Annotated in this window: 23 protein-coding genes and 3 pseudogenes; 15 read left to right on the forward strand and 11 right to left on the reverse strand. The window is 69.5% G+C overall.

All coding sequences use genetic code 11. From position 1 onward, the window contains the following. Positions 1 to 17 precede the first annotated feature (17 nt). Together ABZ434_RS08835 and ABZ434_RS08840 are read left to right on the forward strand one after the other, a co-directional pair. Complete coding sequence (locus ABZ434_RS08835) at positions 18 to 1,157, forward strand: helix-turn-helix domain-containing protein (RefSeq protein WP_359133209.1); 1,140 nt, start codon at positions 18 to 20, stop codon at positions 1,155 to 1,157. Positions 1,158 to 2,237: 1,080 nt separating this feature from the next. After that, the gene (locus ABZ434_RS08840) at positions 2,238 to 2,441 is read left to right on the forward strand and encodes a cold-shock protein (protein WP_145801666.1); all 204 of its coding nucleotides are present in this window, start codon (positions 2,238 to 2,240) and stop codon (positions 2,439 to 2,441) included. Between the two features lie 284 nt (positions 2,442 to 2,725). On the opposite strand, the gene ABZ434_RS08845 is transcribed toward ABZ434_RS08840, so the two are convergent. The 6 genes from ABZ434_RS08845 to ABZ434_RS08870 all read right to left on the reverse strand — a co-directional run bounded on the left by ABZ434_RS08845 (position 2,726) and on the right by ABZ434_RS08870 (position 7,536). Beyond that, positions 2,726 to 3,118, reverse strand: coding sequence for a hypothetical protein (locus tag ABZ434_RS08845; protein ID WP_359133211.1), 393 nt, complete (start codon positions 3,116 to 3,118; stop codon positions 2,726 to 2,728). Positions 3,119 to 3,791: 673 nt separating this feature from the next. Next, on the reverse strand, positions 3,792 to 4,733 hold the full coding sequence (locus ABZ434_RS08850) for an SDR family oxidoreductase (protein ID WP_359133213.1): 942 nt from the start codon (positions 4,731 to 4,733) through the stop codon (positions 3,792 to 3,794). 64 nt (positions 4,734 to 4,797) lie between these two features. Next, positions 4,798 to 5,421 carry an NAD(P)-binding domain-containing protein gene (locus ABZ434_RS08855; protein ID WP_359133215.1) on the reverse strand — a complete coding sequence of 208 codons (624 nt, stop codon included), beginning with the start codon at positions 5,419 to 5,421 and terminating at the stop codon, positions 4,798 to 4,800. Positions 5,422 to 5,632: 211 nt separating this feature from the next. Further along, positions 5,633 to 5,962: a hypothetical protein gene (locus ABZ434_RS08860; RefSeq protein ID WP_359133217.1), complete on the reverse strand. Its 330-nt coding sequence runs from the start codon at positions 5,960 to 5,962 to the stop codon at positions 5,633 to 5,635. Positions 5,963 to 6,106: 144 nt separating this feature from the next. Next, complete coding sequence (locus tag ABZ434_RS08865; protein ID WP_359133219.1) at positions 6,107 to 6,730, reverse strand: NAD(P)-binding domain-containing protein; 624 nt, start codon at positions 6,728 to 6,730, stop codon at positions 6,107 to 6,109. 71 nt (positions 6,731 to 6,801) lie between these two features. Continuing rightward, complete coding sequence (locus tag ABZ434_RS08870) at positions 6,802 to 7,536, reverse strand: SDR family oxidoreductase (protein ID WP_359133221.1); 735 nt, start codon at positions 7,534 to 7,536, stop codon at positions 6,802 to 6,804. Positions 7,537 to 7,695: 159 nt separating this feature from the next. On the opposite strand from ABZ434_RS08870, the gene ABZ434_RS08875 reads away from it, so the two are divergent. Together ABZ434_RS08875 and ABZ434_RS08880 are read left to right on the forward strand one after the other, a co-directional pair. Continuing rightward, positions 7,696 to 8,607, forward strand: a complete 912-nt coding sequence (locus ABZ434_RS08875) for a LysR substrate-binding domain-containing protein (RefSeq protein WP_359133223.1) — start codon at positions 7,696 to 7,698, stop codon at positions 8,605 to 8,607. 212 nt (positions 8,608 to 8,819) lie between these two features. After that, a pseudogene (locus ABZ434_RS08880) lies at positions 8,820 to 8,933 on the forward strand (transcriptional regulator); the annotation flags it as partial. A gap of 101 nt (positions 8,934 to 9,034) precedes the next feature. Here ABZ434_RS08880 and ABZ434_RS08885 read toward each other — a convergent pair. Together ABZ434_RS08885 and ABZ434_RS08890 are read right to left on the reverse strand one after the other, a co-directional pair. After that, positions 9,035 to 9,511, reverse strand: coding sequence for an ATP-binding protein (locus ABZ434_RS08885; RefSeq protein ID WP_359133225.1), 477 nt, complete (start codon positions 9,509 to 9,511; stop codon positions 9,035 to 9,037). A gap of 127 nt (positions 9,512 to 9,638) precedes the next feature. Continuing rightward, positions 9,639 to 9,961, reverse strand: a pseudogene (locus tag ABZ434_RS08890) (IS3 family transposase); the annotation flags it as partial. Positions 9,962 to 10,266: 305 nt separating this feature from the next. Between ABZ434_RS08890 and ABZ434_RS08895 the strand changes: the two are divergent. Further along, positions 10,267 to 10,866 carry a hypothetical protein gene (locus ABZ434_RS08895; protein WP_359133227.1) on the forward strand — a complete coding sequence of 200 codons (600 nt, stop codon included), beginning with the start codon at positions 10,267 to 10,269 and terminating at the stop codon, positions 10,864 to 10,866. Positions 10,867 to 10,875: 9 nt separating this feature from the next. Here the strand turns inward: ABZ434_RS08895 and ABZ434_RS08900 are convergent. Then, a pseudogene (locus tag ABZ434_RS08900) lies at positions 10,876 to 11,076 on the reverse strand (transposase family protein); the annotation flags it as partial. Between the two features lie 142 nt (positions 11,077 to 11,218). Between ABZ434_RS08900 and ABZ434_RS08905 the strand changes: the two are divergent. Genes ABZ434_RS08905 through ABZ434_RS08915 form a run of 3 tightly spaced genes read left to right on the forward strand, consistent with a single transcriptional unit; the run spans position 11,219 to position 14,000 of the window. Beyond that, on the forward strand, positions 11,219 to 12,496 hold the full coding sequence (locus tag ABZ434_RS08905) for an alpha/beta fold hydrolase (protein WP_359133229.1): 1,278 nt from the start codon (positions 11,219 to 11,221) through the stop codon (positions 12,494 to 12,496). Positions 12,497 to 12,509: 13 nt separating this feature from the next. Beyond that, the gene (locus ABZ434_RS08910; protein ID WP_359133231.1) at positions 12,510 to 13,172 is read left to right on the forward strand and encodes an MBL fold metallo-hydrolase; all 663 of its coding nucleotides are present in this window, start codon (positions 12,510 to 12,512) and stop codon (positions 13,170 to 13,172) included. Between the two features lie 48 nt (positions 13,173 to 13,220). Next, positions 13,221 to 14,000, forward strand: coding sequence for an exodeoxyribonuclease III (locus tag ABZ434_RS08915; RefSeq protein WP_359133233.1), 780 nt, complete (start codon positions 13,221 to 13,223; stop codon positions 13,998 to 14,000). A gap of 259 nt (positions 14,001 to 14,259) precedes the next feature. Here the strand turns inward: ABZ434_RS08915 and ABZ434_RS08920 are convergent, their stop codons facing one another. Then, complete coding sequence (locus ABZ434_RS08920) at positions 14,260 to 15,456, reverse strand: Cmx/CmrA family chloramphenicol efflux MFS transporter (protein WP_359133235.1); 1,197 nt, start codon at positions 15,454 to 15,456, stop codon at positions 14,260 to 14,262. Positions 15,457 to 16,108: 652 nt separating this feature from the next. On the opposite strand from ABZ434_RS08920, the gene ABZ434_RS08925 reads away from it, so the two are divergent. The 5 genes from ABZ434_RS08925 (at position 16,109) to ABZ434_RS08945 (ending at position 19,883) form a co-directional block, all read left to right on the forward strand. After that, positions 16,109 to 16,549 carry a DUF6278 family protein gene (locus ABZ434_RS08925; RefSeq protein ID WP_359133237.1) on the forward strand — a complete coding sequence of 147 codons (441 nt, stop codon included), beginning with the start codon at positions 16,109 to 16,111 and terminating at the stop codon, positions 16,547 to 16,549. A gap of 133 nt (positions 16,550 to 16,682) precedes the next feature. Further along, positions 16,683 to 17,426 (forward strand): amino acid ABC transporter ATP-binding protein, encoded by a 744-nt coding sequence (locus tag ABZ434_RS08930; RefSeq protein WP_359133239.1) that lies wholly within the window; start codon positions 16,683 to 16,685, stop codon positions 17,424 to 17,426. A 14-nt stretch (positions 17,427 to 17,440) separates the two neighbouring features. Further along, positions 17,441 to 18,352: a glutamate ABC transporter substrate-binding protein gene (locus ABZ434_RS08935; RefSeq protein ID WP_359133283.1), complete on the forward strand. Its 912-nt coding sequence runs from the start codon at positions 17,441 to 17,443 to the stop codon at positions 18,350 to 18,352. 17 nt (positions 18,353 to 18,369) lie between these two features. Beyond that, positions 18,370 to 19,014: an amino acid ABC transporter permease gene (locus ABZ434_RS08940; protein WP_306106034.1), complete on the forward strand. Its 645-nt coding sequence runs from the start codon at positions 18,370 to 18,372 to the stop codon at positions 19,012 to 19,014. Continuing rightward, complete coding sequence (locus ABZ434_RS08945) at positions 19,011 to 19,883, forward strand: amino acid ABC transporter permease (RefSeq protein WP_359133241.1); 873 nt, start codon at positions 19,011 to 19,013, stop codon at positions 19,881 to 19,883. Before ABZ434_RS08940 ends, ABZ434_RS08945 begins: the two co-directional genes overlap by 4 nt. 138 nt (positions 19,884 to 20,021) lie before the next feature. Here the strand turns inward: ABZ434_RS08945 and ABZ434_RS08950 are convergent, their stop codons facing one another. Further along, complete coding sequence (locus ABZ434_RS08950) at positions 20,022 to 21,242, reverse strand: Ig-like domain-containing protein (protein WP_359133285.1); 1,221 nt, start codon at positions 21,240 to 21,242, stop codon at positions 20,022 to 20,024. Positions 21,243 to 21,484: 242 nt separating this feature from the next. Here ABZ434_RS08950 and ABZ434_RS08955 point away from each other — a divergent pair, with 242 nt between their 5' ends. After that, positions 21,485 to 22,648 (forward strand): peptidoglycan bridge formation glycyltransferase FemA/FemB family protein, encoded by a 1,164-nt coding sequence (locus tag ABZ434_RS08955; RefSeq protein WP_359133243.1) that lies wholly within the window; start codon positions 21,485 to 21,487, stop codon positions 22,646 to 22,648. Next, entirely contained in the window at positions 22,645 to 24,336 is a 1,692-nt protein-coding gene (gene murJ / locus ABZ434_RS08960; protein WP_359133245.1) for a murein biosynthesis integral membrane protein MurJ, read from the forward strand. The genes ABZ434_RS08955 and murJ overlap by 4 nt, the downstream gene beginning before the upstream one ends. Positions 24,337 to 24,338 lie beyond the last annotated feature (2 nt).

Here is a 24,338-nt window from a genome sequence, read left to right on the forward strand (position 1 = left end):
TTCGCAGGGAATGAAACGTGAGCCATGCAATCCGGAGGGCCAGAGAGCTGGCGCTGGACGAGGCGACGGTCACCGCACTTCGGGCCGCGCTGAGGACCACCGCCGACGAGGTGGTCCAGGCGATCATCGACGAGGTCCCTTCCTACGCCAACGCCCTTTCGGGCCGTATGGGCGTCACTATCCGCCGAGCCGTGCGCACCGCTCTGGGGCACTACCTGGACCTCGCGAGCGGGAACGCCACAGGCGGCGACGCCGGTGACGCCGCCTACGAGCTGGGCCGCGGCGAGGTGCGTGACGGCCGTTCGATGGACGCCCTGCTCAGCGCCTACCGCGTCGGCGCCCGCGTGGCCTGGCGGTGTCTGGCAGCGGGTGCCGTCCCCGCAGGTCTGCCCGCCGCCGAGGTCGCCAAGTTCGCCGAGCTGACCTTCGCCTACATCGACGAGCTCTCCGCCGCGAGCGCCGCGGGCCACGCCGACGAACTGGCCGCCCGGGGCAGGGCCCACGAGCGCCACCTGGAACACCTGGCCCGTGACCTTCTCGCCGGCGCGAACCCGGATGTGCTGCTGGCCTCTGTTCAGCGGGCCGGGTGGCCGCCTCCGGTTTCGCTGACCGCGGTCCTGCTGCCCGCCGCCCAGGCCCGGCCTGCCTACCGCGCGCTCGACCCGAGCACCCTCGTCCTCGACGATCTACCGGATGCCACCGGTGTGCTGCTCGTCCCCGATGCCGACCGATCACATCTCTTGCGGCAGCTGACCGACCGCACCGCCGTGGTCGGCCCGGCACGGACATGGACCCGTGCGTCAGCCTCGTACGCACGAGCCGTACGCGCGCGCTCCCTCTCCTCTGATATTCGCGACACCGAGGACCACCTGCCCGAACTGGTGCTGAGTGCGGACATGGAGGCGTTCGCGGACCTGCGTGCCCGAGCCCTCGCACCGTTTCGGACCTTGCCTGTCGCGACCGCACGGCGGCTGGAGGAGACGTTGCGGGAGTGGCTGCTGCACCAGGGCAGGCGGGAGGAGGTGGCGGCGGCGCTGTTCGTCCATCCCCAGACAGTCCGGTACCGGATGTCGCAGCTGCGGGGGCTGTTTCCGGATCTCGCATCGCCACACCGGGTCCTTGAACTGACCCTTGCCGTCGGTCTTCGGGTCAGCTGACGCGCCCCTCGACCGCGTCCGTGAGCAGGACGGTTGTAACTTCCGAGATCGCGCGGATCATCGGCGCTTCAGTACTCCAGCAGGCCTTCGCTGTCTGGCCTGCGGGTTCGCGGGTTTCGCCGGGCGGCTGGAGTGTGGCGGGTTGTGCAGAGGCCAGGGGCGGTCTCGCAGAGGCTGCCTCTCGAACGTGCGACACCACCGCAGGTAATGACAGCGACGGGCGTCTCCGGCGTCGGCCGACCAGTTGCCGAAGAGCAGTGGGCGCCGGGCGCTCGCCGGCGTCGCCCTGCGCGAGGCGGAAGGCCGACTGTCCGCAACGATGACGGGCGCGGTGCGCTGCGTCCAGAGTCGTACCCGCCTCGTGCGCGCCCGCTATATCCGACTGGAGACTGCTTCCGCCACCCGGGCCGTCTGACCTACCGGCACTCGGTCGAGTCAGCCTCTCGCCTGTCGGCCGATGTTTTTCACGGGGTCCTGTTCGCGGGCAGCGCGCACCGGATCCTCGTCCTCTTCGGCGGCCGGCTCGACAGCACCCCTGGGCGCGCTGGCGCGCGAGCAGTTTTCCACGGAGGGCCCGGGACGGGTCGCTACCCGTGCCTGGAGCCGTCCACCCCGCAGATCCAGGCCGCGCAGACGCAGATGGTCCGTGGGCCAGGACGCCATGTGCGGGGCGTGGTGGAGCAGCGTTGATCGCTTCCGATGCGCTCGGAAGGCGCTCGGCCACGGCGCGGCGTTCATGCAGACGGTTGCGGTGTGAGGACATCGTGAGACGGGATGGCCTTGGCTGGCTCCAGTCGTCTCCGAGAGGCCGGGGCTGTAACTGCTTCGGCCAGTGGCGGGGTTGGTCAGTTGTAGGCGCGGGCGCACAGCATCGCTACCGAGATCCGGCACGGGGGCAAGTGTCCGTGCTACGTTGTGGGCAGTTGCAGTTGCGGTACCCATAAACTTGTGTGCACTCGACGGGCGTGATCCGCGGGTGCATTTTTTGTTTGGCCGGTCATCTCCGGATGGGCTCATCGCGGCGACGCGGACTCCGCACAGTGCGGTTTTCGGTTCTGCCCCTGTCTTGAGGAGATGTACATGGCTACTGGCATCGTGAAGTGGTTCAACGCGGAAAAGGGTTTCGGCTTCATCGAGCAGGACGGTGGCGGCGCTGACGTCTTCGCCCACTACTCGAACATCGCTGCCCAGGGGTTCCGTGAGCTTCAGGAGGGCCAGAAGGTTTCCTTCGACGTCACGCAGGGCCAGAAGGGCCCGCAGGCGGAGAACATCGTTCCCGCCTAAGTGCTGACGCGCACCACCAGGTAGGGCCCGCACCGCAAGGTCGCGGGCCCTACCTGTCGCCCGCACCCGTCACTCCCCGTACCGGGCCTGCGACCGCGGGTCGTATCGACTTGCCCTGCATGGCAGGCGGCAGCTCGCAGCCCCGAGGCAGCGCACCGCTTTCTGCCCCGGACTTCATCGGTCCGGCGTGTCGCCCACCCGCTCCGTGGCGTGATCCTTCGAAGTGCGTGGGTGCGGATGACTTGGGCGCTTCAGGGGCGCGGTCATCCCAGAAGGCTGCGCGGTCAGCGTCGGCGGCCGCCGCCGATGCGGCGGTCGTCGGCCAGTGCGGTCAGCGGGCCGAACTCGAGGGCAAGCTCGTTCCACGTCAGAATCTCGCCACAGCGGGCCGGAAACTCCTTCGGGTTGAACTCGGGCATGGTCCAGGTGCCAGTGTCCCGGTCCCGCAGCCACAGGTCCCCGTCACCGTCAACCACAGTCGGCGGGACGGGCACGGGCTCGGCCTGATCGGTCGGCTCCCAGGTGACCCGGCCCGGGTGGGAAGCGCGGCGCAGCTCGGTGGTGGCCAGCCGCGCGGCCAAGTCACGAGTGGACTCTTCGGCGTCCTTGACCGACGCGAGCCGGAATGCGTCGTCAAGTACGGGCAGGGCTGGATTCTTGCTGCGCTTTGAACTCATACGCTGACTACCTCCGGTGGGGGGCGTCACATCCGTTATGGCACCCCGTAGAGGAACACGGTATCCGAGGCGGGAGCCGGGCCGGCTACGACCACTGTCCAGGTGGAGGCGCTGGCACACCGGGCGGTGGGGCTAGGTGGTCAGCTGGTCCTGGACGTGGCGCAACCCGCGGTGGTAGCGCTCAGATATGGCGGTCCGGGTCTGAGAAGGTGAGGCCGCCGGGGGCGAGCGGACGTCATTGCTCACATCCGGGCCAGCGTCTACTACAACATTGTCTTTCCCAGCCTGTACCTGTTGCTTGCCGCCGGATCAGCTGCCTACATGCTCCATCAGGTCGGATCATGACCCACGCCAACGCCCCTCTGTCTGTTGAGGGACGCCGCCGGCTCGTCGAGCGGTGCAAGACGCGCCCGATCGCTCACGTCAGCCCTGGCCATGGTGTTCAAACTCGCCGAGTCCGCCCAGGCCCGCTGGCGCGCGATCACCGCTCCCCAACTCGTCGCACTCGTTCGCAACGGCGCACGCTGCGGAGGTAATGGACGGGCGTGCCGCCGATGACGGCCGTGTGGTGCGGCAGGGCGTTGATCCGCGCCTCGTGGTCCTTGTACGAGCCTCGCCGTAAGAGCCTCGTTCTTGCCATGCGCCGGACTCGTCGCGACCCGGGCCCCCGCTGTCAGCCGGCGGGGAAGTAGTGGCCGTTGTCCAGATCGGCGAGGAGGCGGGGCTGAGCCGGCTCCCAGCCGAGGGTCCGGCGGGTGATGAGGTTGGACGTCGGATAGCTCTGCGTGACGACGTTCGTGAGGAACCCGAAATGTGCCGGCAGGATCAGCTCGTCCAGGGGAACGCTCACGGCGGGCAGGCCCAGGCGGCTGCCGATGGCCTCGGCGATCTCGCGGAACAGGATGCCCCCGTCCTCGGCCGCGTGCCAGTAGCTGCCGGCCGGGCCCTTCTCCAGCGCCAGACGGAACAGGGAGGCGGCATCGCGGGCGTGCACGGCGTTCCACCGGTTCGCGCCGTCTCCGGGGTAGCCGACGAAGCCCTTCTCCTTCGCGAGCGCGATCAGCAGGGGGAGAAAGCCACGATCGGTCGTGCTGTGCATGATGTTGGCGATCCGCACGACCGAGGACCGTACCTTCTGCTCGGCGAGTCCGATGACGGCGGACTCCACGACATTACGGGCCCGCAGGGTGCCCTTGTGCTCGTCGCCGACGGGCAGGGCCGGGTCTTCCTCGGTACCCGGCCGACCCAGGTACGTCCCGGTCCCGGGCGAGCCGATGCTCCCCGCCGCGACCAGCGGCTTACCGGTCCCCGCGAGGGCCTCGCCGTACGCGAGCATGACCGGGAGTTCCGCGGCGGCCACGGCGGCCATCCCGCCGGACGGAAGCAGGTCCTGCCGGTGCGCGACGTGGATGACGCCGTCGGAGTCCGCGGCCGCCTCCTTGAGCTCGTCGAGGTCCTGGAGGTCGCCGCGGCGTATCTTCGCGCCGAGCGCGGACAGTGCCGCGGCGGCCGTGTCCGACCGGACGAGGCCGGTGACCTCGTGTCCTGCGGCGATGAGTTCGGGGATGATGTACGAACCGGAATGGCCGGTCCCGCCAGTGACGAAGACACGCAAGGTACTGCTCCTTGTCAGCGATGTGGTGCGCGAAGTGGTGGTGCGGGTGGTGGTGCGGGTGTGCTCAGCCGCGGAGGTCGACGCCGAGGGCGACGTCGAAGGTCCCCGCGCCGTTCCGGGCCAGGCCCATCAGCAGCGGCCCGATCCCTTCCAGCCAGCGGGCCATCTCCAGGCCGCCGACGTCGAGGGGACGCAGTCCCAGGCTCGCGATGAACGCCGACACGTCGGCCTTGGCCCGTGCGTCATCTCCGGCGAAGAGCACGTCCAACGGACGCTCCTGGACCAGGACATGGCCGAACACTGTGTTGAACGCCTTCACGACGTGCGCGCTCGCCGGGGCCGCCTTGGCGATCTCCTGCGCACCGGACGTGCCCTCGGGAGTGACCACTCCGGTGGCGTTGGCGTCGAACGTGTTGGAGATGTCGATGATGACCTTGCCGGCCAAGGCATCCCCGTACTGGGCGACGACCGGCACGGCGCTGGTGTAGGGCACGGCGAGGACAACGATGTCGCCCACAGGGACGGCGCCGAAGGCCCCCGCCGTGGCCCCGGCGCCGAGCTCGGCGGCCAGGCCCTTGGCCTTGGCGGCGTCGCGGCCGATCAGCTCGACGGAGTTACCGCCCGCTACCGCACGTGAGGCGATGGCGTGGGTCATGCCCCCCAGGCCGATGAAACTGATGCTGCTCATGGTGAGACTCTCTTCCTCTGGTCCGAATCGAACGGCTTGCCCGCCCGTCGTGTCTTCGCCTGTCGTTTCTTCGGCGGTCGCTTCTTCGGTGGTCACAGCCGGCCGGTACGCTCGATCACCTGGGCTGCGAAGTCGAGCAGCTGGTCAAGGCCGGCGAACATCGTGAAGGCATCGAAGTACGCCTCATCGACACCGGATTCGGCGTACCGCTTCAGTTGTCCGCGACCGAGTCGACGGACGTACCCGGGTCGAGGTTGATCCGCATGGCCGTCTTGAGTGCGTCGGGATCGTGGCCGGCCTCCTCCGCCGCTCGACGCGCGATCGACCACAGGCGGCCTGCGCCCTCGTCCTGACCACTGACCGTCGCGGCGGGCGCCGGCCGGTCCAGATAGCCGTTGCCCAGATCAACCGGCGTGACCAGGCGATCGCCGACCCACAAGGTGTTGTAGCCGAGGTCCTCGAGTCCGCGGACGAAAGCGCTCAGGGCGGGGGCGTCGCTGACCGCCGGCCCGACAAGGGGAATCACGAAACCGAGCTGCATTGCGTTGCGCGCCTCCTCGGGCGAACTCTCGCGCCACTATTGACATCTGGCATCTGGCACCTGGCATCGACGAGTCGGTGGTTCCGTCAATTAGCCGGAGCGCACGGCGCCCTATTTGGCGACTGTTTGGTCAGCCCCGGAGGGTCAGCCCGTAAAATCGTTGACGCCCAGGGCGAATTTCCCGTGACCGATTCCGTTGCCGGCGAGGCCTACCGTGAGCACGCCCGCTCCTTCGAGCCAGTGCGCCATCTTCAGGCCGCCGACGTCCAGCGGGCGCAGTCCGAGGCTCTCGATGAATGCCGCGACGTCCGCCTTGGCCTGCGGGTCGTCACCGGCGAAGAAGACGTCGGGCCGGCCGTTCTCCAGAACGCCACGGAAGATGGTGTTGAAGGCCTTGAACACGTTGGCGTCGGCCGGGGCCACCTTGGCGACTTCCTGCGCGATCGAGGTCTCCTCGCTGTGGGCCAGGCCATCGCCTGTGGCGTTGAAGGGGTTGCTGATATCGACGATGGTCTTGCCCGCGAGGGCGTCCCCGTACTGGGCGACGGTCGGAACGACCCCGTCGTACAACATGGCCGTGATGACGATGTCCCCGGCCGGGACGGCGCCCCACTCACCCGTCGTCGTGCCGCCGCCCAGAGTCTCGGCCAGGCCCTCGGCCTTGGACTGATCGCGTGCCATGATCTCGACGGTGTTGCCGCCCGCTACCGCGAGCGCGCCGATCGTGCGGGCCATGTTCCCCGCACCGATGAAGGTGATGCTGCTCATGAGCTGTGCTCTCTTCCTGTTCTCGGGGGCGCCTGTTCTCGAGGCGCCGTTCTGTCTCGTTCGTGCGTGGTTCAGATAGCGGTGGTGCCGCCGTCGGCGACCAGCTCCAGACCATTGACGTAGCTGGAGTCGTCGGAAGCCAGGAACAGGGCGATCGTGGCGATCTCCTCGGGGCGGCCCATCTTTCCGCGGGGGATGAGGGACTCGAAGGCCGTCCTGGTCGCCTCGTCGAACAGCTCTTCCTGCTTGGCCGTGCCGACCTGGCCGGGGGTCAGGACGTTCACCCGGATCTTGCGGTCGCGCAGCTCGTTGAGCCAGACACGGGCAAAGGCCTGCTGGACCGCCTTGCTTCCCGCGTAGAGGCTCCAGCCGGGGAAGGCGCCGAGGGAGGCGTTGGATCCGGTCATCAAGATCGACCCGTGGTCGTTGAGCAGTGGTAGTGCCTTCTGCACGGTGAACAGGGTGCCGCGGGCGTTGAGCGAGAAGGAGCGGTGGAACTGTTCCTCGGTGATCTCGCCGAGCATGGCGGGCTCGCCCATCCCGGCACTGGCCCACAGCACGTCGATCGAGCCCTTCTCCCGCTTGACGGTGTCGTACAAGCGGTCCAGGTCGTCCAGGTCGGACGCGTCACCCTGGACGGCGGTGACGTTGCGGCCGATCAGTTCGACGGCCTCGTCCAGTGCTTCCTGCCGCCGGGCCTGGATGAAGACATGCGCTCCTTCCTCGACGAAAAGCTTGGCCCCGGCCAGTGCCAATCCGGTGGATCCACCGGTAATTACCGCTACCTTGCCATCGAGCTTTCCCACGATCACTCCATTGAATTGATGAGTAGCAATTACCGATCCCGAATTCTTGTACCGAATTCTCTCGGCCCCATGAACGATTCCATTGGCCTGAGCGGGTGTCCAAGACCCGTTTCGACCGTGGTGATAACCTCAAGGCATTGCCGGACCGGGAGGGGCCCCGTGGACCTGGATCTCCGCAAGTTGCGCTACTTCGCCGCCGTCGCCGACAGACTGCACTTCGGCCGCGCCGCCGAGGACCTGCACATCGCGCAGCCGGCGCTCAGCCGGCAGATCCGCGCGCTGGAACAGGACCTCGGCGCCCCCCTGTTCGCCAGGGACAGCCACGGCGTCACGCTGACGGACGCGGGCCGACAACTCCTGGACGACGCCGGTCCGTTGCTCGCCTCCGCGCAAGCGGTCAGGCGCCGGGTGACCGCCGCTGCCCGTGGCGGCCAGCGGCTGGTGGTCGGTTTTCGGGCTGGGATCCCGGTCATCCCCGCGGCGCGAGAGTTCGGTGGCCGCCATCCGGACGTGGTCGTGGACGTGCAGCGCATGGAATGGGACGACCAGGTCCCTATGCTGCTCGACGGCCGCGTCGACGTCGGCTATGTGCGGCTGCCCATCGACGAGACCGGCCTGCGCCTGATGCCGCTCTACACCGAGCCGCTCATGGTGGCGCTGCCCGCGGGCCACCGGCTGGCCGGCAAGGAGGAGGTCACCGAGGCGGACCTGGCCGGTGAGCCGCTGATCTGGCATGCCGACCCGAGCACGCAGCCCACCAGGCGTCCGCACCCCGACTCCGGGCTCCGGGTGCGCGGGGTGGAGGAGAAGCTCGAGCACGTCGCGGCCGGCCGTGGCATCTCGTTCGTGGGGCGCTCGGAGACCGTGTTCTACTCACGGCCGGACATCAGGTACGTGCCCGTCCTGGACCTGGCGCCCGACCAGGTGTTCGTCGCGATGGCAGCGTCGCGCACCTCGCCGCTGGCCGACGACTTCTTCGCCGCGGCTCAGGCGACAGCTGAGATCACGGCAGAATGCGGGAACTATGAGATGTGGCAGCTGGTGACCGACGCCGCTGCACAGCGCGGTTGAGCAGTTCGGCGGACAACGGCCGAACCCGGCCTCCAGTACGCGTACCTGTGGCGCGCTGATCGACGGAGTGGTTCGTTCCCGATCATGGCGGTGTTCACCGCCGCCGATCATCCGCTGCGGGCCCGGTCAGGAGGCCTCACTCAGGGCGGGGTCCGTGCGCCAGATCAGGGCGAGTTACGCCAGGGGCCTCGCTGAGCCGGACGACGGTGCCGGCTGCCGCTGGGGTCGAGTCCACCGGCCTCGGCACCGCCCCGCAGCGAGCGGCGTACGCACAGATGCTGTGCACCACGTCCTACACCGCCGCCCGTGCGGGCGAGCGGACGCAGTGGGCGGGAGGCCGTCCCCGCCTCATCAGTACTGACGACGAGGACTTCGTCGTCCAGACGGCCATCACCCCCGGAGGGAACCGCCCACGGCAGCCGGAGGGTCACATCACCTGGCGGCCCGCCACGTCTCCGCCCGGGTCATCGGCCAGCACCACTGCGGCCCTGATGCGCTTGCCGACCGGCTCCCGGTGCACTTCGAAGCTGCGGCACGTCGCCATCACGATCTCCAGCCCGTGCTGACCGACCCTCGTCGGGTCCGGCGGCAGAATCAGCGGAAGCGTCGTACTGCTGTCCCACACCGTCACCTCCACCGCCCCGTCCCTGACATCCAGCGACACGAGGCAGGGGCCGGGCGCGTATTTGCGGGCGTTCGTCACCAGCTCGCTCACTACCAGTTGGACCATTCCCATCGCGCGCTTCGACACCGGCAGCCCATGCACCGCCTGCAACGACGTCAGGAATCCCCGGGCCATGGCCCGGGCAGAAGCGATCTCCTCACTGCCCTCGAACACCGCGGAAACCGACACCCCACGGCCCGCCAGCAACTGCGGTCCCCCGTCCTGCCCTTCCACGACCATCCCCCACCCCTTATGCCAGATGCGCTAACAAACGCCCCACCCGCCTACCCCTGAAACAACGCTGCATCCCTGCCCCGGCGTAAAAATCTGCCGGTCGTCGACACCGCGATGCCACCGCGTCATCCGGGCGGCCGATCAGGTCCGGCGTCTTGGCGGCGGCCCGGTCGGGGACGGTGATGCGGTGCCGGCGGGCAACCGGATTCCTTCGATCCCGGACGGCCGCATGATTCGGGCGACGCGCTTGTGGTTGACCGCCTCGCCGTTCTCCTCGCGGAGCTCGGCGGTGATCCTCGGGGCCCAGTAGGTGCCGTCCGACTCATGGTGCACGGCCCGTATCCGGGCGGCCATGCGGGCGTCGGCCACCTGTCTGGCGGCCCGGTCCGTGGCCGTCCGGCGCCAGTAGGAGAAGCTTGAGCGGCTGACGCCGAGGATGCTGCAGAGCCGCTTCACGCCGTAACGGCGCTGGAGGCCGGCGACACCCTGGAAGCGGTTCACCAGCGGGGCGCGAGTCGAGCCTGGGACGCACCAGGCTGCGGCGGGCCAGCACCCAGCGGTAATGGGTGGGCCCCCCGCGCCGTCAACCGCGGGCAGCTTGGCCGCGGCCCAGTCATAGACCCACGGCCCCTTCGCACCCTCCCCGCAGAACTGCGCCCGCTGTCAATGGCACCCTGCTGCCGATCGACCGTATCGCCACGGGCCCCGGCGGGAACGAGCTGCAATCCCGATCTGTCAGACCTCAAGGGCAAAATCGAACCATGGATCACAACGGCAAGGCGAGAACGCTGACACGTCCGGCGGAGATACAGAACGTCCTCTCACGGCTCCTTGATCAGGTCGATCCCGATGCCCTGGGACTTGATTATCGGTTGGTCGGCACCGGCGCGGCTCTAGCGCAGGGCGTCCAGCTTCCCGTCAGCGATGTGGACATCCTGATGATCCGGCGCGGCGATGTCGACAGGGCTGCGGCTTCCTTGTCCGGATTCCCGTGTCGGGATTCGCCGGTCTGGCTTTCCGACGCTCGGCAGTATTTTGCACGGTTCGAGGTTGAGGGGATCGAGGTGGAGATCAGCACCGTCGAGAGGTCGGCCGACACCGACACGCTCGAATGCGTGGGGCGGGGCCCCTGGCAGCACTTCGTCCGCGTCGGGGTGGGCAGGCACCTCGTTCCCGCGGTCAGCCTCGAGTTGCGGTTGGTCACTGAGCTTGTCCGGAGCCGACCCGACCGGTATGAGCCGTTGATGGAGCACATGCGGCTGCATGGCGCCGATCTTCCCCTCCTACGGAAGGCTATGGCTGAGCGCGCAGTGGACCCGGCGTGGCAAGAGCACATCCTTGATCAGCTGCAGCAGCACTGAGCCCCGTCCTCAGGCGGACGTGGCGAGATGGAGGACCAGGGCGGCTTGGACGATGCCGGTGATGCGGGTGGTGCTGCAGCGGAGTCTGCGTAGGAGCCGCCAGGTTTCGAGGGTGGCCATGGCCTGCTCGATACGTGCACGGATCTTCGCGTGGGACTGATTCACAGCCTGCTGTCCGGCGGAAAGTGTCTCCCATCGTCCCCAGTGCGGACCTGGCAGGGGGCGGGATGAACAAGATCAACGACGCCGGTTTCACGGTCGAGGGGGACCACATCGCGTCCATGCCGGCGTCACCCCAGACCTTCTGGCCCTGGCGGTAGCTCTGCAGGTGAGATGTGAGAGGGTCGGGCGAGTGACCGAGACACCACCGAACACCCTGCAATACCGCTTTGACGGGCCGGAAGACGCACCAGTCCTGGTGATCGGCCCTTCCCTCGGTACCACCTGGCACATGTGGGACCGGCAGGTGCCCGAGCTCACCCAGCACTGGAGAGTCTTCCGCTACGACCTTCCGGGACACGGCGGTGCGCCCGCGCATCCCGCCATTTCCGTCGGGGAGCTGGCGGACCGGCTGGTAGCCACTCTCGACGGGCTCGGCGTGCAGCGTTTCGGTTACGCGGGATGCTCCATCGGCGGGGCGATCGGCGCCGACCTTGCGCTGCGCCACCCGCAGCGGGTCGCCTCGCTGGCTGTGGTGGCCTCGTCGGCCCGGTTCGGCAGCGCCGACGAGTTCCGGCAGCGCGGGGTGATCGTGCGCACCAACGGTCTGGAGCCCATGGCCCGCACCGCGCCGGAGCGCTGGTTCACGCCGGGCTTCGCCGCTGCCCAGCCGGCCATCGTCGAGTGGGCCGTCCAGATGGTCCGCACCACCGACCCCGGCTGCTACATCGCCGCCTGCGAGGCCCTGGCCGCCTTCGACATCCGCGGTGAGCTCGGCCGGATCGGTGTTCCCACGCTCGTCCTGGTCGGTGCCGAGGACCAGGTCACCGGTCCCGGCGACGCCCGGACCCTGGTCGCGGGCATACCCGACGCACGGCTCGCCCTCGTCCCGGGCGCCTCCCATCTGGCCCCGGTCGAGCAGCCGGGTGCCGTCACCGACCTCCTGCTCACGCACTTCTCCACGGCCTGGCAGGACACCCTGGCTGCCATTCCCGTGCCCTCGTTCGCGCCCAGGCTCTCCGCCCCCGTGCTGCCCGTCGCTGAACTCACCGCCGCCACCGCGCAGCCCGCAGCGGAAGCCGGCGGCCGGGCCGATCCGTACGGGCCGGGCATGAAGATCCGCCGTGAGGTGCTCGGTGATGCCCATGTCGACGGGGTCATGGCCGCCGCCGACGACTTCACGGGCGATTTCCAGGAATTCGTCACCCGCTACGCCTGGGGCGAGGTCTGGAGCCGGGAAGGGCTGGACCGGCGTGCCCGCAGCACCGTCACCCTCACCGCTCTGGTCGCCTCCGGACACCTGGAGGGGCTGGCGGCCCACGTCAGCGCCGCCCTGCGCAACGGCCTCACCCCGGCGGAGATCAGGGAAGTGCTGCTGCAGACCGCCGTGTACTGCGGGATCCCCGCCGCGAGCGCCGCCTTCAGGATCGCCCAGTCGGTGATTCAGGCCGAAACGACACCTCCCGCGTAGCAGGATGGGCGGCATGAACGCCCAGAACCCCGAGCCGTCCGCGCTCACGCTGACCAAGCAGTCCCACTCCTGTATCCGCCTGGAGAAGAACGGTCGCACGCTCGTCATCGACCCGGGCGGATTCTCCGAGCAGGACGCCGCGATCGGCGCCGAGGCGATCCTGGTGACGCACGAGCACCCCGACCACTTCGACGAGGAGCGGCTGCGGGCCGGGCTGGAGGCCGACCCGGCCGCCGAGATCTGGACGCTGCACAGCGTGGCAGACAAGCTTGCCGCGGCGTTCCCCGGACGCGTCCACACCGTCGGGCACGGCGACACGTTCTCGGTGGCCGGGTTCGACGTCCAGGTTCACGGGGAGCTCCACGCGGTGATCCACCCCGACCTTCCGCGGGTCACGAACATCGGCTTCCTGGTGGACGGGTCCGTCTTCCACCCCGGCGACGCCCTCACGGTGCCCGAGCAGCCGGTCGACACGCTGCTGCTCCCCGTGATGGCGCCCTGGAGCAAGATCTCCGAGGTCATCGACTACGTCCGCGAGGTCGGGCCGCGCCGCGCCATCGACATCCACGACGCGCTGCTCACGGATCTGGCCCGCCCGATCTACGACACCCACATCGGCAATCTGGGGGGCGCCGGCCATGCCCGGCTGACCCCGGGGGAGTCGACCGGCGTGTGAGGGGCGCCGCCCCCGCCGGTGTCAGTGGGAGCCGCTAGGTTTACGTACATGCGCATCGCCACCTGGAACGTCAATTCGATCACCGCCCGCCTGCCGAGGCTGCTGGCCTGGCTGGAGAGCACCGGCACGGACGTGCTGTGCGTCCAGGAGACCAAGTGCACGGCCGAGCAGTTCCCGGCCGACGCGCTCCGCGAGCTCGGCTACGAGTCCGCGGTCAACGCCACGGGCCGGTGGAACGGGGTGGCGCTGGTCTCCCGCGTCGGTCTGGCCGACGTCGTCATGGGGCTGCCCGGCGGCCCCGACTACGACGGGGTGCAGGAGCCCCGGGCGATCAGCGCCACCTGCGGCCCGGTCCGCCTCTGGTCGGTGTACGTGCCCAACGGCCGCGAGGTCGAGCATGAGCACTACGCGTACAAGCTGCGCTGGTTCGAGGCGCTGCAGAAGGCGGTGGCGGCGGACGCCGCGGGTGCGCAGCCGTTCGCCGTCCTCGGCGACTTCAACGTGGCGCCCACCGACGACGACGTCTGGGACCCGGCCCTCTTCGAGGGCGCCACGCATGTCACCCCCGCCGAGCGGGCCGCCCTCGCCACCCTGCGGGAGGAGGGCCTCGCCGATGTGATGCCCCGCCCGCTGAAGTACGACCGCCCGTACACCTTCTGGGACTACCGCGAGCTGCGCTTCCCGAAGAACAAGGGCATGCGTATCGACCTCGTCTACGGCAACGCGGCGTTCACCGCGTCCGTCAAGGACAGTTACGTGGACCGCGAGGAGCGCAAGGGAAAGGGTGCCTCCGACCACGCCCCGGTGGTCGTCGACCTCGAGCTCTGAGCGGGGGCCGGGCTCAGGCGTCCGCCCGCGGCGTCCGAGCCCGTACGGCCTCCCGCACGTGGCGCGTCGGCGGATTCACCATGGCCTCACCGCCCCCGGTGACCGTGGGCACACGGACCCGTTCCCGTCCGCCACCGAGCGCACGAGCTCGGCGACCGCGCGGTCCCGCCGGATGTCGGCCGCGATGCGCAGCCGAGGCCGGAGCTTCATGCGGTACGGGCAGCCGGGGTGCCGGTGGCCGACCACCGCGGCCTGGTCCTCAGCCGTCCGACCGCCCCCGTTCGTAAGCGCGTACGGAGGAGTCCGGTGCTGATGCCGGACGCCGGCCCAGGGCGGCCGCCGCCGTACCGAGCGCCAGGACCATGAGCAGTGCGCTCACCCACAGCGGCGACCGGAAGCCGAAGCCCGCGTCGATCGCCAGCCCGCCGAGCCACGGCCCGAGCGCCGCTCCCACGTTGAACGCGGCGGTGGAGAACGAACCGGCCAAGGTCGGCGCACCGCCCGCCAGTCGGAAGACGTGCGAGATCAGCGCGGTCCCGGTGCCGAACGCGAGCATGCCTTGGACCACGACAAGTGCGACCACCGCCGCGGGGCTGCCGGCGCCTGCCGCGAACAGGGTCCAGCCGACGGCGAGGGCCCCCAGGCCGGCCGCGGCCGGTGCGAGCGGGCGGGAGTCGATGATCCGGCCGCAGACGGCGACACCGATGAACGAGCCCACACCGAACAGCGCGAGCAGGGCGGGTACCCACGCCGAACCGAACCCGGTGACGTGGCGGGCGACGGGTTCGAGGTAGGAGAAGGCGCAGAAGGTTGCTCCCTGCACGAGCGCGCTCGTCAGCAGGGTCAGCAGCAGCCGGGGCTCGGTGAGGGTCCGCAGTTCGGCGTACGCACCCGGCAGGGAGGCCGCGGGGCGGCCTGCCGGAATCGTCGCCGCGATCACGGCGATCGCCGGCAGCGCGACGAGGGCCACGGCCCAGAACGCCGCTCGCCACCCCCACTCACCGCCCAGCCACGCCCCGGCAGGCACTCCCGCCACACAGGCCACGGTGACACCGCCGACGACCACGGACGTGGCCCGCGCCCGTGCCGCGGGTCCGGCGAGGGCCACAGCGGTGACCAGGGCGACGGCCCAGAACCCGGCGTTGGCCACCGCCGCGAGGACCCGGGTAGCCAGCAGCACCCCGTAACTGGAGGTGACCGCGCCGATGACGTGCACGGCGGCGAACACGCCGAGGAAGGACAACAGGGCGCGTCGACGAGGCCAGTTGCGGCCCAGGAGCGCCATCGCGGGCGCCCCGAGGACCATGCCCACGGCGAACGCCGAGGTCAGCAGACCCGCGGCGGGAACGGACACGTGCAGGTCCTCGGAAATGCCCGACAGCAGACCGGACAGCATGAACTCGGAAGTGCCCTGGGCGAAGACGGCGAGGCCGAGAGCGTAGACGGAAAACGGCATGAGGAACCCCATGGACGGCTGATGGACGGAACCGGTCGGGGATGCGGGCCGCTCCCGCCCGTGGTGACGGGCGGCAACGCGGCAGAACGGCACAGCGGCAGCGGTGCCGTGAGGGGAGGAGCTCCGCCCGAACGCGGTCCGGGCGCGACCCGCATCGCATGGGTCCGGGGGCGGCAGCGCGGGCGCCGTGACGAGGAGCGACGGGTCAGGCGCGGACGCGGGAAGCCACCTGGGACCGGTGGCTAAGGGTTGTCCCGCACTTCCTGGTGGATCAGCGCGCGGCGTCGGATGCGGTGCATCGCAAGGCGGAGAGGCGCCCGCATACGGGACGCATTCGGGCGTTCCGACAACGGAGGGGGTCCCCCCGTGCCGTTCAGACTACGGGGGAGAGGTGCCGTAGCTGTCGTCGTACGCCCGCCAGGAAGTGTGGGACAGGCCTTAGCGTCTGTCGGACTCGGGGCTGCTCATGAAGGGGGAACCTACCAGCCGTGACCGGGGGACTCCACCTCTTTCCCCTCCGCCACCTGCCTCTCCGGTCCTGTCCGGGAGCGTGTCCGGGTGAACGCGGGGCGTACGCGCGGTGTTCAGCACTCGAACGACAGGCCGCGCGCCCTGTGGTGCAGATCCGGGCCGGGATGGGACCCTGAGTGGTATGAACATCCCTTTCTTGGACAACTGGCGTAAGCGTCACGACGGAACGCGGGGGGCGGGGCTCGCAGCCGCCGTCGAGGCCGATCCGGAAGGCGTGGCAGAACTGCTCGCCGAATGTGAACTGCTCCGCGTCCGGGTGGGGGAGCGGGGTCTCGAACTCGACGACAGCCCGGCCTCGTTGGCGGCACTGGACCAGCTGTCGCCGCGCTGGCGTGACGATCCGGAGGAGCTGCCCTGGCTGGGCAACGACGCGGGGCTCTATCTGGGCACGGTCCTGGTGCGCAACGTCGAGGGCGCGCTCTGGCACATCTGGCCGAGCGGCCAGCCCGTGGTGCGCCTCGCATCGGGACGTGAGATCGACGTGGTCGCGGCCGGACTGGACTGGGCGATGACGGGCAGCCCCGAGCTGTCGCAGGTCTACTCGGAGTCGGCCGAAGGGTGATTCCGGGCCGCGCAGGGCGTGCGACGAGATAAAACGCCTTATGACCCATTTACGCGTGTCGGGTGTGAAGTCCCTTTCCGGAGTGGATAGTTTGCGCTGACCTCGACAAAGCGATAATTGGGTAGGGCAGCGTATGGCCGTCGATCCGTTGATCGAGCTGCGTGACGTCAATAAGTTCTACGGAAAGTTGCACGTACTGCAGGACATCAATCTCACCGTCGGCCGCGGGGAGGTGGTGGTGGTCATCGGCCCCTCCGGCTCCGGGAAGTCGACGCTCTGCCGGACCATCAACCGCCTTGAGACGATCGAGTCGGGCCACATCTCCATCGAAGGCAGACCCCTCCCCGAGGAGGGGAGGGGGCTTGCGCAGCTGAGGGCCGAAGTCGGCATGGTCTTCCAGTCGTTCAACCTGTTCGCGCACAAGACCGTGCTGGCCAACGTCTCGCTGGCGCAGCTCAAGGTCCGCAAACGGAAGAAGGACGAGGCCGACCGGCGGTCCCGGGAACTCCTGGAGCGCGTGGGGCTCGTCGGCCAGGCCGACAAGTATCCCGCCCAGCTGTCCGGCGGTCAGCAGCAGCGCGTGGCCATCGCCCGCGCCCTCGCCATGGATCCCAAGGCCCTCCTCTTCGACGAGCCCACGTCGGCCCTCGACCCGGAGATGATCAACGAGGTGCTGGAGGTGATGCAGCAGCTCGCCCGCGAGGGCATGACCATGGTCGTCGTCACCCACGAGATGGGGTTCGCCCGCTCCGCGGCCAACCGCGTCGTCTTCATGGCCGACGGCCGCATCATCGAGGACCGCACCCCGGAGGACTTCTTCACCGCCCCGGAGAGCGACCGCGCCAAGGACTTCCTGTCCAAGATCCTCAAGCACTGACGGGGGGCCCTGTGTTGCGTACGAGAAAACTGCTGGCCGCCTGTGCCGGTCTGCTGCTGGCCGTCCTCGCCGCGGGCTGCGGCAAGGACGGCAGCCCGCCGGTGAAGGGGCCGCAGGCAGAGGCGCTGCCGGTCTACAAGGTCGACACCGGTTTCCAGCTGCCGGACTCCAAGACCTGGACCAAGGCGAAGAAGCGTGGATACCTGCGGGTGGGAGCCAAGGAGGACCAGCCCTACCTCGGCGAGAAGGACCCGGCCACGGGCATCTACTCCGGTTTCGACATCGAGATCGCCCGGATGATGGCGGCTTCGCTGGGCTTCGAGCCGAAGACGATCAGGTTCAAGACCATCGCCTCGGCCAACCGCGAGACCGCCCTGCAGAACGGGCAGATCGACTACTACGTCGGCACCTACACCATCAACGACATGCGCAAGAAGCTCGTCGGATTCGCCGGCCCCTACTTCATGGCGGGCCAGGGGCTGCTGGTCCGTACGGACGAGAACGACATCCACGGGCCGCAGGACCTGGCCGGCAAGACGGTCTGTTCGGCCGCGGGTTCGACCCCGTACCAGCGGATCGCCGCCGACTACCCGGAGGCGGACCTGGTCGCCTACGACACGTACTCGATCTGCGTCGACAACCTGCTGACGTACCAGGTCGACGTCGTCACCACCGACGACGCGATCCTGCTGGGCTTCGCGGCGAAGGCGCCCGACGCGATGAAAGTCGTCGGCAAGCCGTTCTCCGAGGAGCCGTACGGCATCGGGGTCCCGCGCAGCGACAACGCGCTGCGGTTCGCGCTCAACGACGCGCTGGAGGCCAACGAGAAGAACGGCAACTGGAAGAAGGCCTTCGAGGCGACGCTCGGGCTCTCCGGGGTGCCCGCGCCCAAACCGCCGCCCATCGACAACTACCCGGCGACCTGAGAGGACGGCCACGACACATGGACGTACTCACCGACAACTTCTCGCTCTACGGCAAGGGGTTCCTCGGGACCGTCGAGCTGACCTTCTACGCCTCGATCCTGGCGATGGTCCTCGGTTTCGTCATGGCGTCCTTCCGGGTGGCGCCCGTCGGCTCGCTCCGGGTGATCGGCACGGTCTGGGTGACCGTGCTGCGCAACACCCCGCTGACCCTGCTCTTCTTCGCCGTGCTGCTCGGCCTGCCGCGCTTCGGCCTGGTACTGCCGTTCAACGTCTTCGCCATCCTCGCCCTCGGCTGCTACACCTCCGCGTTCATCTGCGAGGTGCTCCGCTCCGGCATCAACACCGTGCCCACCGGGCAGGGCGAGGCGGCGCGGAGCCTGGGCATGACCTTCGGCCAGACGCTCGGCAACGTGGTGCTTCCGCAGGCGTTCCGCTCGGTGATCCCGCCGGTCGGCTCGACGCTCATCGCACTCGCCAAGAACTCGGCGATCGCCGGGGCGTTCAGCGTCACCGAACTGCTCGGCACCTACAAGACCCTCAACGAACTGGGCTACAACATCATCTGGACCTTCGTCTGGATCGCCGTCGGATACCTGATCATCACTCTGACCATCAGCGCGATCTTCAACGTGCTGGAAAAGCGCTGGGGAGTCGCCCGATGACCGCCCACTCCGTCCCCAGCGCGACCGTGCTCTACGACATCCCGGGGCCGCAGACCCGCAAGCGGCACCTCGTGTACGGGATCATCTCGACGGTCCTGATCCTCGCCCTGGTCGGCTGGGTCGTCTATCTGCTGTTCGACACCGACCAGTTCACCAGCGCCAAGTGGACACCCTTCGAGTACAAGGGCATCCAGGAACTGCTGCTGCGCGGGCTCGGCAACACCCTCAAGGCGTTCGCGTACGCCGCCGTGCTCTCACTGGCGCTCGGTGCCGTCCTCGCGGTGGGGAGACTCTCCGACCACCGGCCGGTGCGCTGGGTGGCGACGATCCTCGTCGAGTTCTTCCGCGCCATGCCCGTGCTGGTGATGATCTTCTTCATCTTCGTCGCGCTGAAGGTACAGCCCCTGCCCGCCCTGGTGGCCGGACTGACGCTCTACAACGGCTCGGTGCTCGCCGAGGTGTTCCGTACCGGCATCAACTCGGTCGAGCGCGGCCAGGGTGAGGCGTCGTTCGCCCTGGGCATGCGCAAGACGCAGGTGACCACCTTCGTCCTGGCCCCGCAGGCGGTGCGCGCGATGATGCCCACCATCATCAGCCAGTTGGTCGTGGCGCTGAAGGACACCTCGCTGGGCTACCTGATCACGTACGAGGAATTCCTGCACGCGGGGAAGCTCATCGCCTCCAACCTCGACTACGATCTGCCCTTCATCCCTGTGGTGATGGTGATCTCGCCGATCTACATCGGGATGTGCATGCTGCTCTCCTGGTTCGCCACCTGGGTGGCGAGGCGTCAGCGGCGCAACCCGAAGACGGAAGCGACGGGCGTTGGCCCGGCCCAGCCGGGCACGCTGATGCCGGGAACGCAGTAGCCCGGATCCGCCGAGAGGCGGACCCGGGGAGCGGTGCCCGTCCGGCAGCAGCCGGTGATCACCCTCCGCCCACGGCACGGATGCCTGCGAGGGCCCGTGCCGGGTGGGGAGAAGGTCAGCTGCGTGCCGGGCGTGCCGTCAGCCGAGAGCGCTCCTGGTCTGCCAGTCGGCCCAGGAGACGTTCCACGCCCCGTAGCCGTTGCCCTCCGCGACCGTGCCCTTGGCGTCCGCGCCGGTGATCTCGAAGGGGTCGCCGACGCGGGCCTGCCGGTAGAGGGACGCGGCGTCGGCGTCACTCATCCCGACACAGCCCGAACTGTGGTTGGCCACCCCGAAGTACGCGGCGTTCCACGGCGCGGCATGGGCGTACATGCCCGACCAGGTCAGCCTCATCGAGAAGTCGACCATCTTGTCGTACGCGTCCCCGAGGCCCACCGTCTCGGAGCGCATGTTGATCGTGCCCTCCTTCGACATCAGCACGGCCGTGCCCCGCCAGGATGCCTTGTCGCCACCCGGTGTACCGGCGGACATGGGCACGTCCATGACCGTCCTGCCGTCCCGCTTCAGTGCCAGGCGGTGACGGTCCAGGTCCACCTTGACCACCTGACTGCTGCCGACGGTGAACGTCGTCGCGTAGTCGCGTACGAACCAGCCGCCCGCGGGCCCCGAGTCGACGCCGTCGAGATCGGCGTCGAGGGTGATGCGAGTGCCGGACTTCCAGTACTCCTTGGGGCGCCAGTCCACGCGGTCGCGGCCCGAGTAGTCCCGCAGCCAGCCCCAGGAGCCCTCGGTGTCGTTCGAGGTGGAGACCTTGAGCGCCTTCTCGACCGCCGCCCTGTTCTTCACCGGGTTGTCGAACACGATGGACAGCGGCTGGGCGATGCCGACCGTGGTGTTCTTGCCGGGGGCGAGCGTCAGCTTGTTCACCTTGTCCGCCGCCGCCGTGGTGAAGCCGGCCGTGTCACTGCCACCGCCCGCGCCCTTCGCCTCGACGCGGTACGTGGTGCCGGGAGCGGCCGGCCGGTCCGACGTCCAGGTCCTGCCGTCGCTGGACAAGCTGCCGCTGAGGGCGTCGCCGCCGTCGGCCGAGACCGTGACGGTGCGCAGCTTCCCGGTGGCGACCCTCACCGTCACCGGTGTGCCCGCGGCGGCCGCGGTGCCACGCAGGTTCACCGAGATACGGGTCTCCGCGGTCGTGGAGGCACCGGCGCCCTGCTTCTTGCCGCCGTGACCCGAGGCCGCGGCGCCACCGGAGCAGGCCGTGAGCGTGACGCCGAGCACCGCGGTGCCGGCGATCAGGGCGAGCCGGGCAGGACGTGCGGGGCCGGTGGAACGGACGGTGCGCCGAGCGGCGGATATGAGAGGGGCGGGCAGCAATGGAAAAACCTCCTGGGCCAAGCTCTGTCGTCGAAGGAGAGGCATTCATCGGAGCCTAGGTTCCGTAAATCCGCGGAAATGCGGGAATGCGGTGTGTGACAAGAAGCGCAGCGCAACGGTCACCGTCCGGTCACATCCGGCGCGCAGCCCGGTCATGATCCGCTGTGAGCATCCTGTGCAGCCCCGCAGAACCGCCGCGGGGCCCACGAGGGAGGGCCACGGACATGTCAGCGCTGCTCGCGACCGGAGACCGCAGCCGTGATCAGGAACTGCGGATATGCGGCCTGACTGCCGCCGAGCACCGGGCGCACCTGGCCACTCACGCGGACGCGAGCTTTCTCCAGTACCCGTCCTGGGCCGGTGTGAAAGACCAATGGTCGTCGGAAATGGTCGGCTGGCTCGACGACCACGGTGAATTGGCCGGGAGCGCGCTGATTCTCTACCGGCAATTCCCCGGAACTCGAAAGTACTTCGCCTACCTGCCGGAAGGGCCGGTGGCCGACTGGGCCGACCCCGGAGTCGACCGCTGGCTCCGGCCGCTCATGACCCACCTGCGCGCCGCCGGCGCGTTCGCCGTACGCATCGGACCGTCCCCGGCCTACCGCCGCTGGGACACCGCCCGCCTCAAGGCCGCCACCGGGCCCGGCCGCACCGTCGCAGACGTACTGGCGCAGGAGGTCGACCCGCTCGGCGCGGCCGTGGCCGACCGGCTGCGGGCCCGTGGCTGGCGGCGCTGCGGCGGGGACGGCGACGACGCCGACGCCCAGCCCCGGTACGTCTTCCGGGTGCCGCTGACCGGCAGGACCCCCGACGACCTGTGGGCGGGACTCAACCAGGAGTGGCGCCGCAACGTCCGCCGGGCCGGCAGGGCGGGGGTGCGCATCGTCACCGGGAGCGCGGCCGAACTCCCGGAGTTCCACCGCCTGCTGCGGATCACCGAGGAACGCGACGGCTTCCGGCTCGGCCGCTCCCTGGCCTACTACCAGCGCCAGTACGCCGTGCTCAACGCCGAGCAGCCGGGCAGGATGAAGGTCTGCCTCGCCGTGCACGAGGGCGAGATACTCGCCGCCCACACGATGATCAGCACCGGCCGCCGGGTCTGGTACCAGACGGGCGCATCCGCCGACCACCGCCGCGAGGTCCGCCCCAGCAACGCCCTGCAGTGGCAGATGCTCCTCGACGCCCAGGCCCAGGGCGCGGAGGTGTACGACATGCGCGGGGTATCCTCCACCCTCGATCCCGACGACCGCCCCTTCGGGCTGCTGCGCTGGAAGTTCGGCACCGGCGGGCAGGTCGTGGAGACCCTCGGAGAGTGGGAGACATCAGTGGGCGGCGCCGCGAACAACACGCTGTACCGGGCCTTCCAGGCCTACATGGCACGCCGGTGACGGCCGCCGACGCGACCACCGGCGCGGTCGCCCCCGAACAGCGCGAGCGACAGGGATCCGGCTCGGTGCTGCGCAGCGGCGCCCTGATGGCCGCCGGGTCCGTCGTCTCACGGGCGACGGGGTTCATACGCTCGGCGGTCGTCGTCGCCGCGCTCGGAACCGGACTCCGGGCCGACGGTTACACGGTCGCCAACACCGTCCCCAACATCCTCTACATGCTCCTGATCGGCGGGGCCCTCAACGCCGTCTTCGTCCCCGAACTCGTCCGTGCCGCCCGGGAGCACGCCGACGGCGGGGCCGCGTACACCGATCGCCTGCTCACACTCTGCACGGCCGGGCTGCTGGCCCTCACCGCGCTCGCCGTCGTCGGCGCCCCGCTGATCATCTCGGTGTACGCCCCCACCTACGACGGCGACCAGGCCGAACTCACCATCGCCCTGGCGCGCTACTGCCTGCCCCAGATCCTCTTCTACGGGCTGTTCACCCTGCTCGGACAAGTACTCAACGCCCGCGACCGGTTCGGGGCCATGATGTGGACCCCCGTCCTCAACAACCTCGTGATCATCGCCGTGTTCGGGCTCTACCTCTGGACTGCGGCGGACTCGGACGGCGAACTGACCTCGGCCCAGGCGCAGTGGCTCGGCTGGGGGACCACCGCCGGGATCGCCGTGCAGACGCTCGCGCTGGTGCCCGCCCTGCGCGCCGCGAAATTCCGCTGGCGGCCACGGTTCGACTGGCGCGGCAGCGGACTCACCCGGCCGCTGCGGGCGGCCGGCTGGCTCGTCATGCTCGTGCTCACGAACCAGGCCGCGTACTGGGTGGTGACGCGGCTCTCCACCGCCACCGGCCAGCACGCGGCGGCCCAGGACCTGGCGGGAGGCGCGGGCTACACCGCGTACAGCTACGCCTATCAGCTGTGGGTGGTGCCGCAGGGCATCGTGACCGTCAGCCTCGTCACCGCGCTGATGCCACGGATGAGCCGGTCCGCCGCCGACGGCGATCTGGCCGGGGTGCGGCGGGACATCTCGTACGCGCTGCGGACCTCCGCCGCCGTCGTGGTCCCGGCCGCTGCCGCCCTGCTCGCACTCGCCCCGTGGGTGATGGGGTCCGTCTTCGGGTACGGACGGACCGGTCCGTCCGACATCACCGTGATGGCGGGCATGATGGCCGCCTTCGCGCCGGGACTCATCGCGTTCTCCGGCCAGTACGTGCTGTCCCGCGGCTTCTACGCGATGGGCGACACCCGCACCCCCTTCCTCCTCAACCTGGTCATCGCCGCGCTCAACGCCGGGCTGTCGGTCTGCGCCTATCTGGTGCTGCCCGCGCGCTGGGCGGTGACGGGGATGGCGGGGGCGTACTCCGTGGCCCTCTTCGCGGGGTTCACCGTCACCGCGTACGTACTGCACCGCAGGGTCTCCGTATCCGGTGCGCCGAGGGCTTCGCTGCTGCGCTCGCCGGGGGTGTGGGCGCACGCCCGGCTGGTGGTCGCGTGCATGCCCGCAGGGCTGCTGGCGTACGCGGCGGCCCGCGCCGTCGACACGGACGGGGCGGGGATCGGGGACTTCGCCGCGGCAGGGACCGGGGCGCTGGTCCTCTTCCTGGTGGTGGCACTGCTGGCCCGCCCGCTACGGCTGACCGAGGTCGACACCGCGTTGAGCGCCGTACGCGGCCGGCTGCGGCGCACCTGAAC

It is taken from the genome of Streptomyces sp. NPDC005761 (assembly GCF_040630635.1).
Taxonomy (GTDB): Bacteria; Actinomycetota; Actinomycetes; order Streptomycetales; family Streptomycetaceae; genus Streptomyces.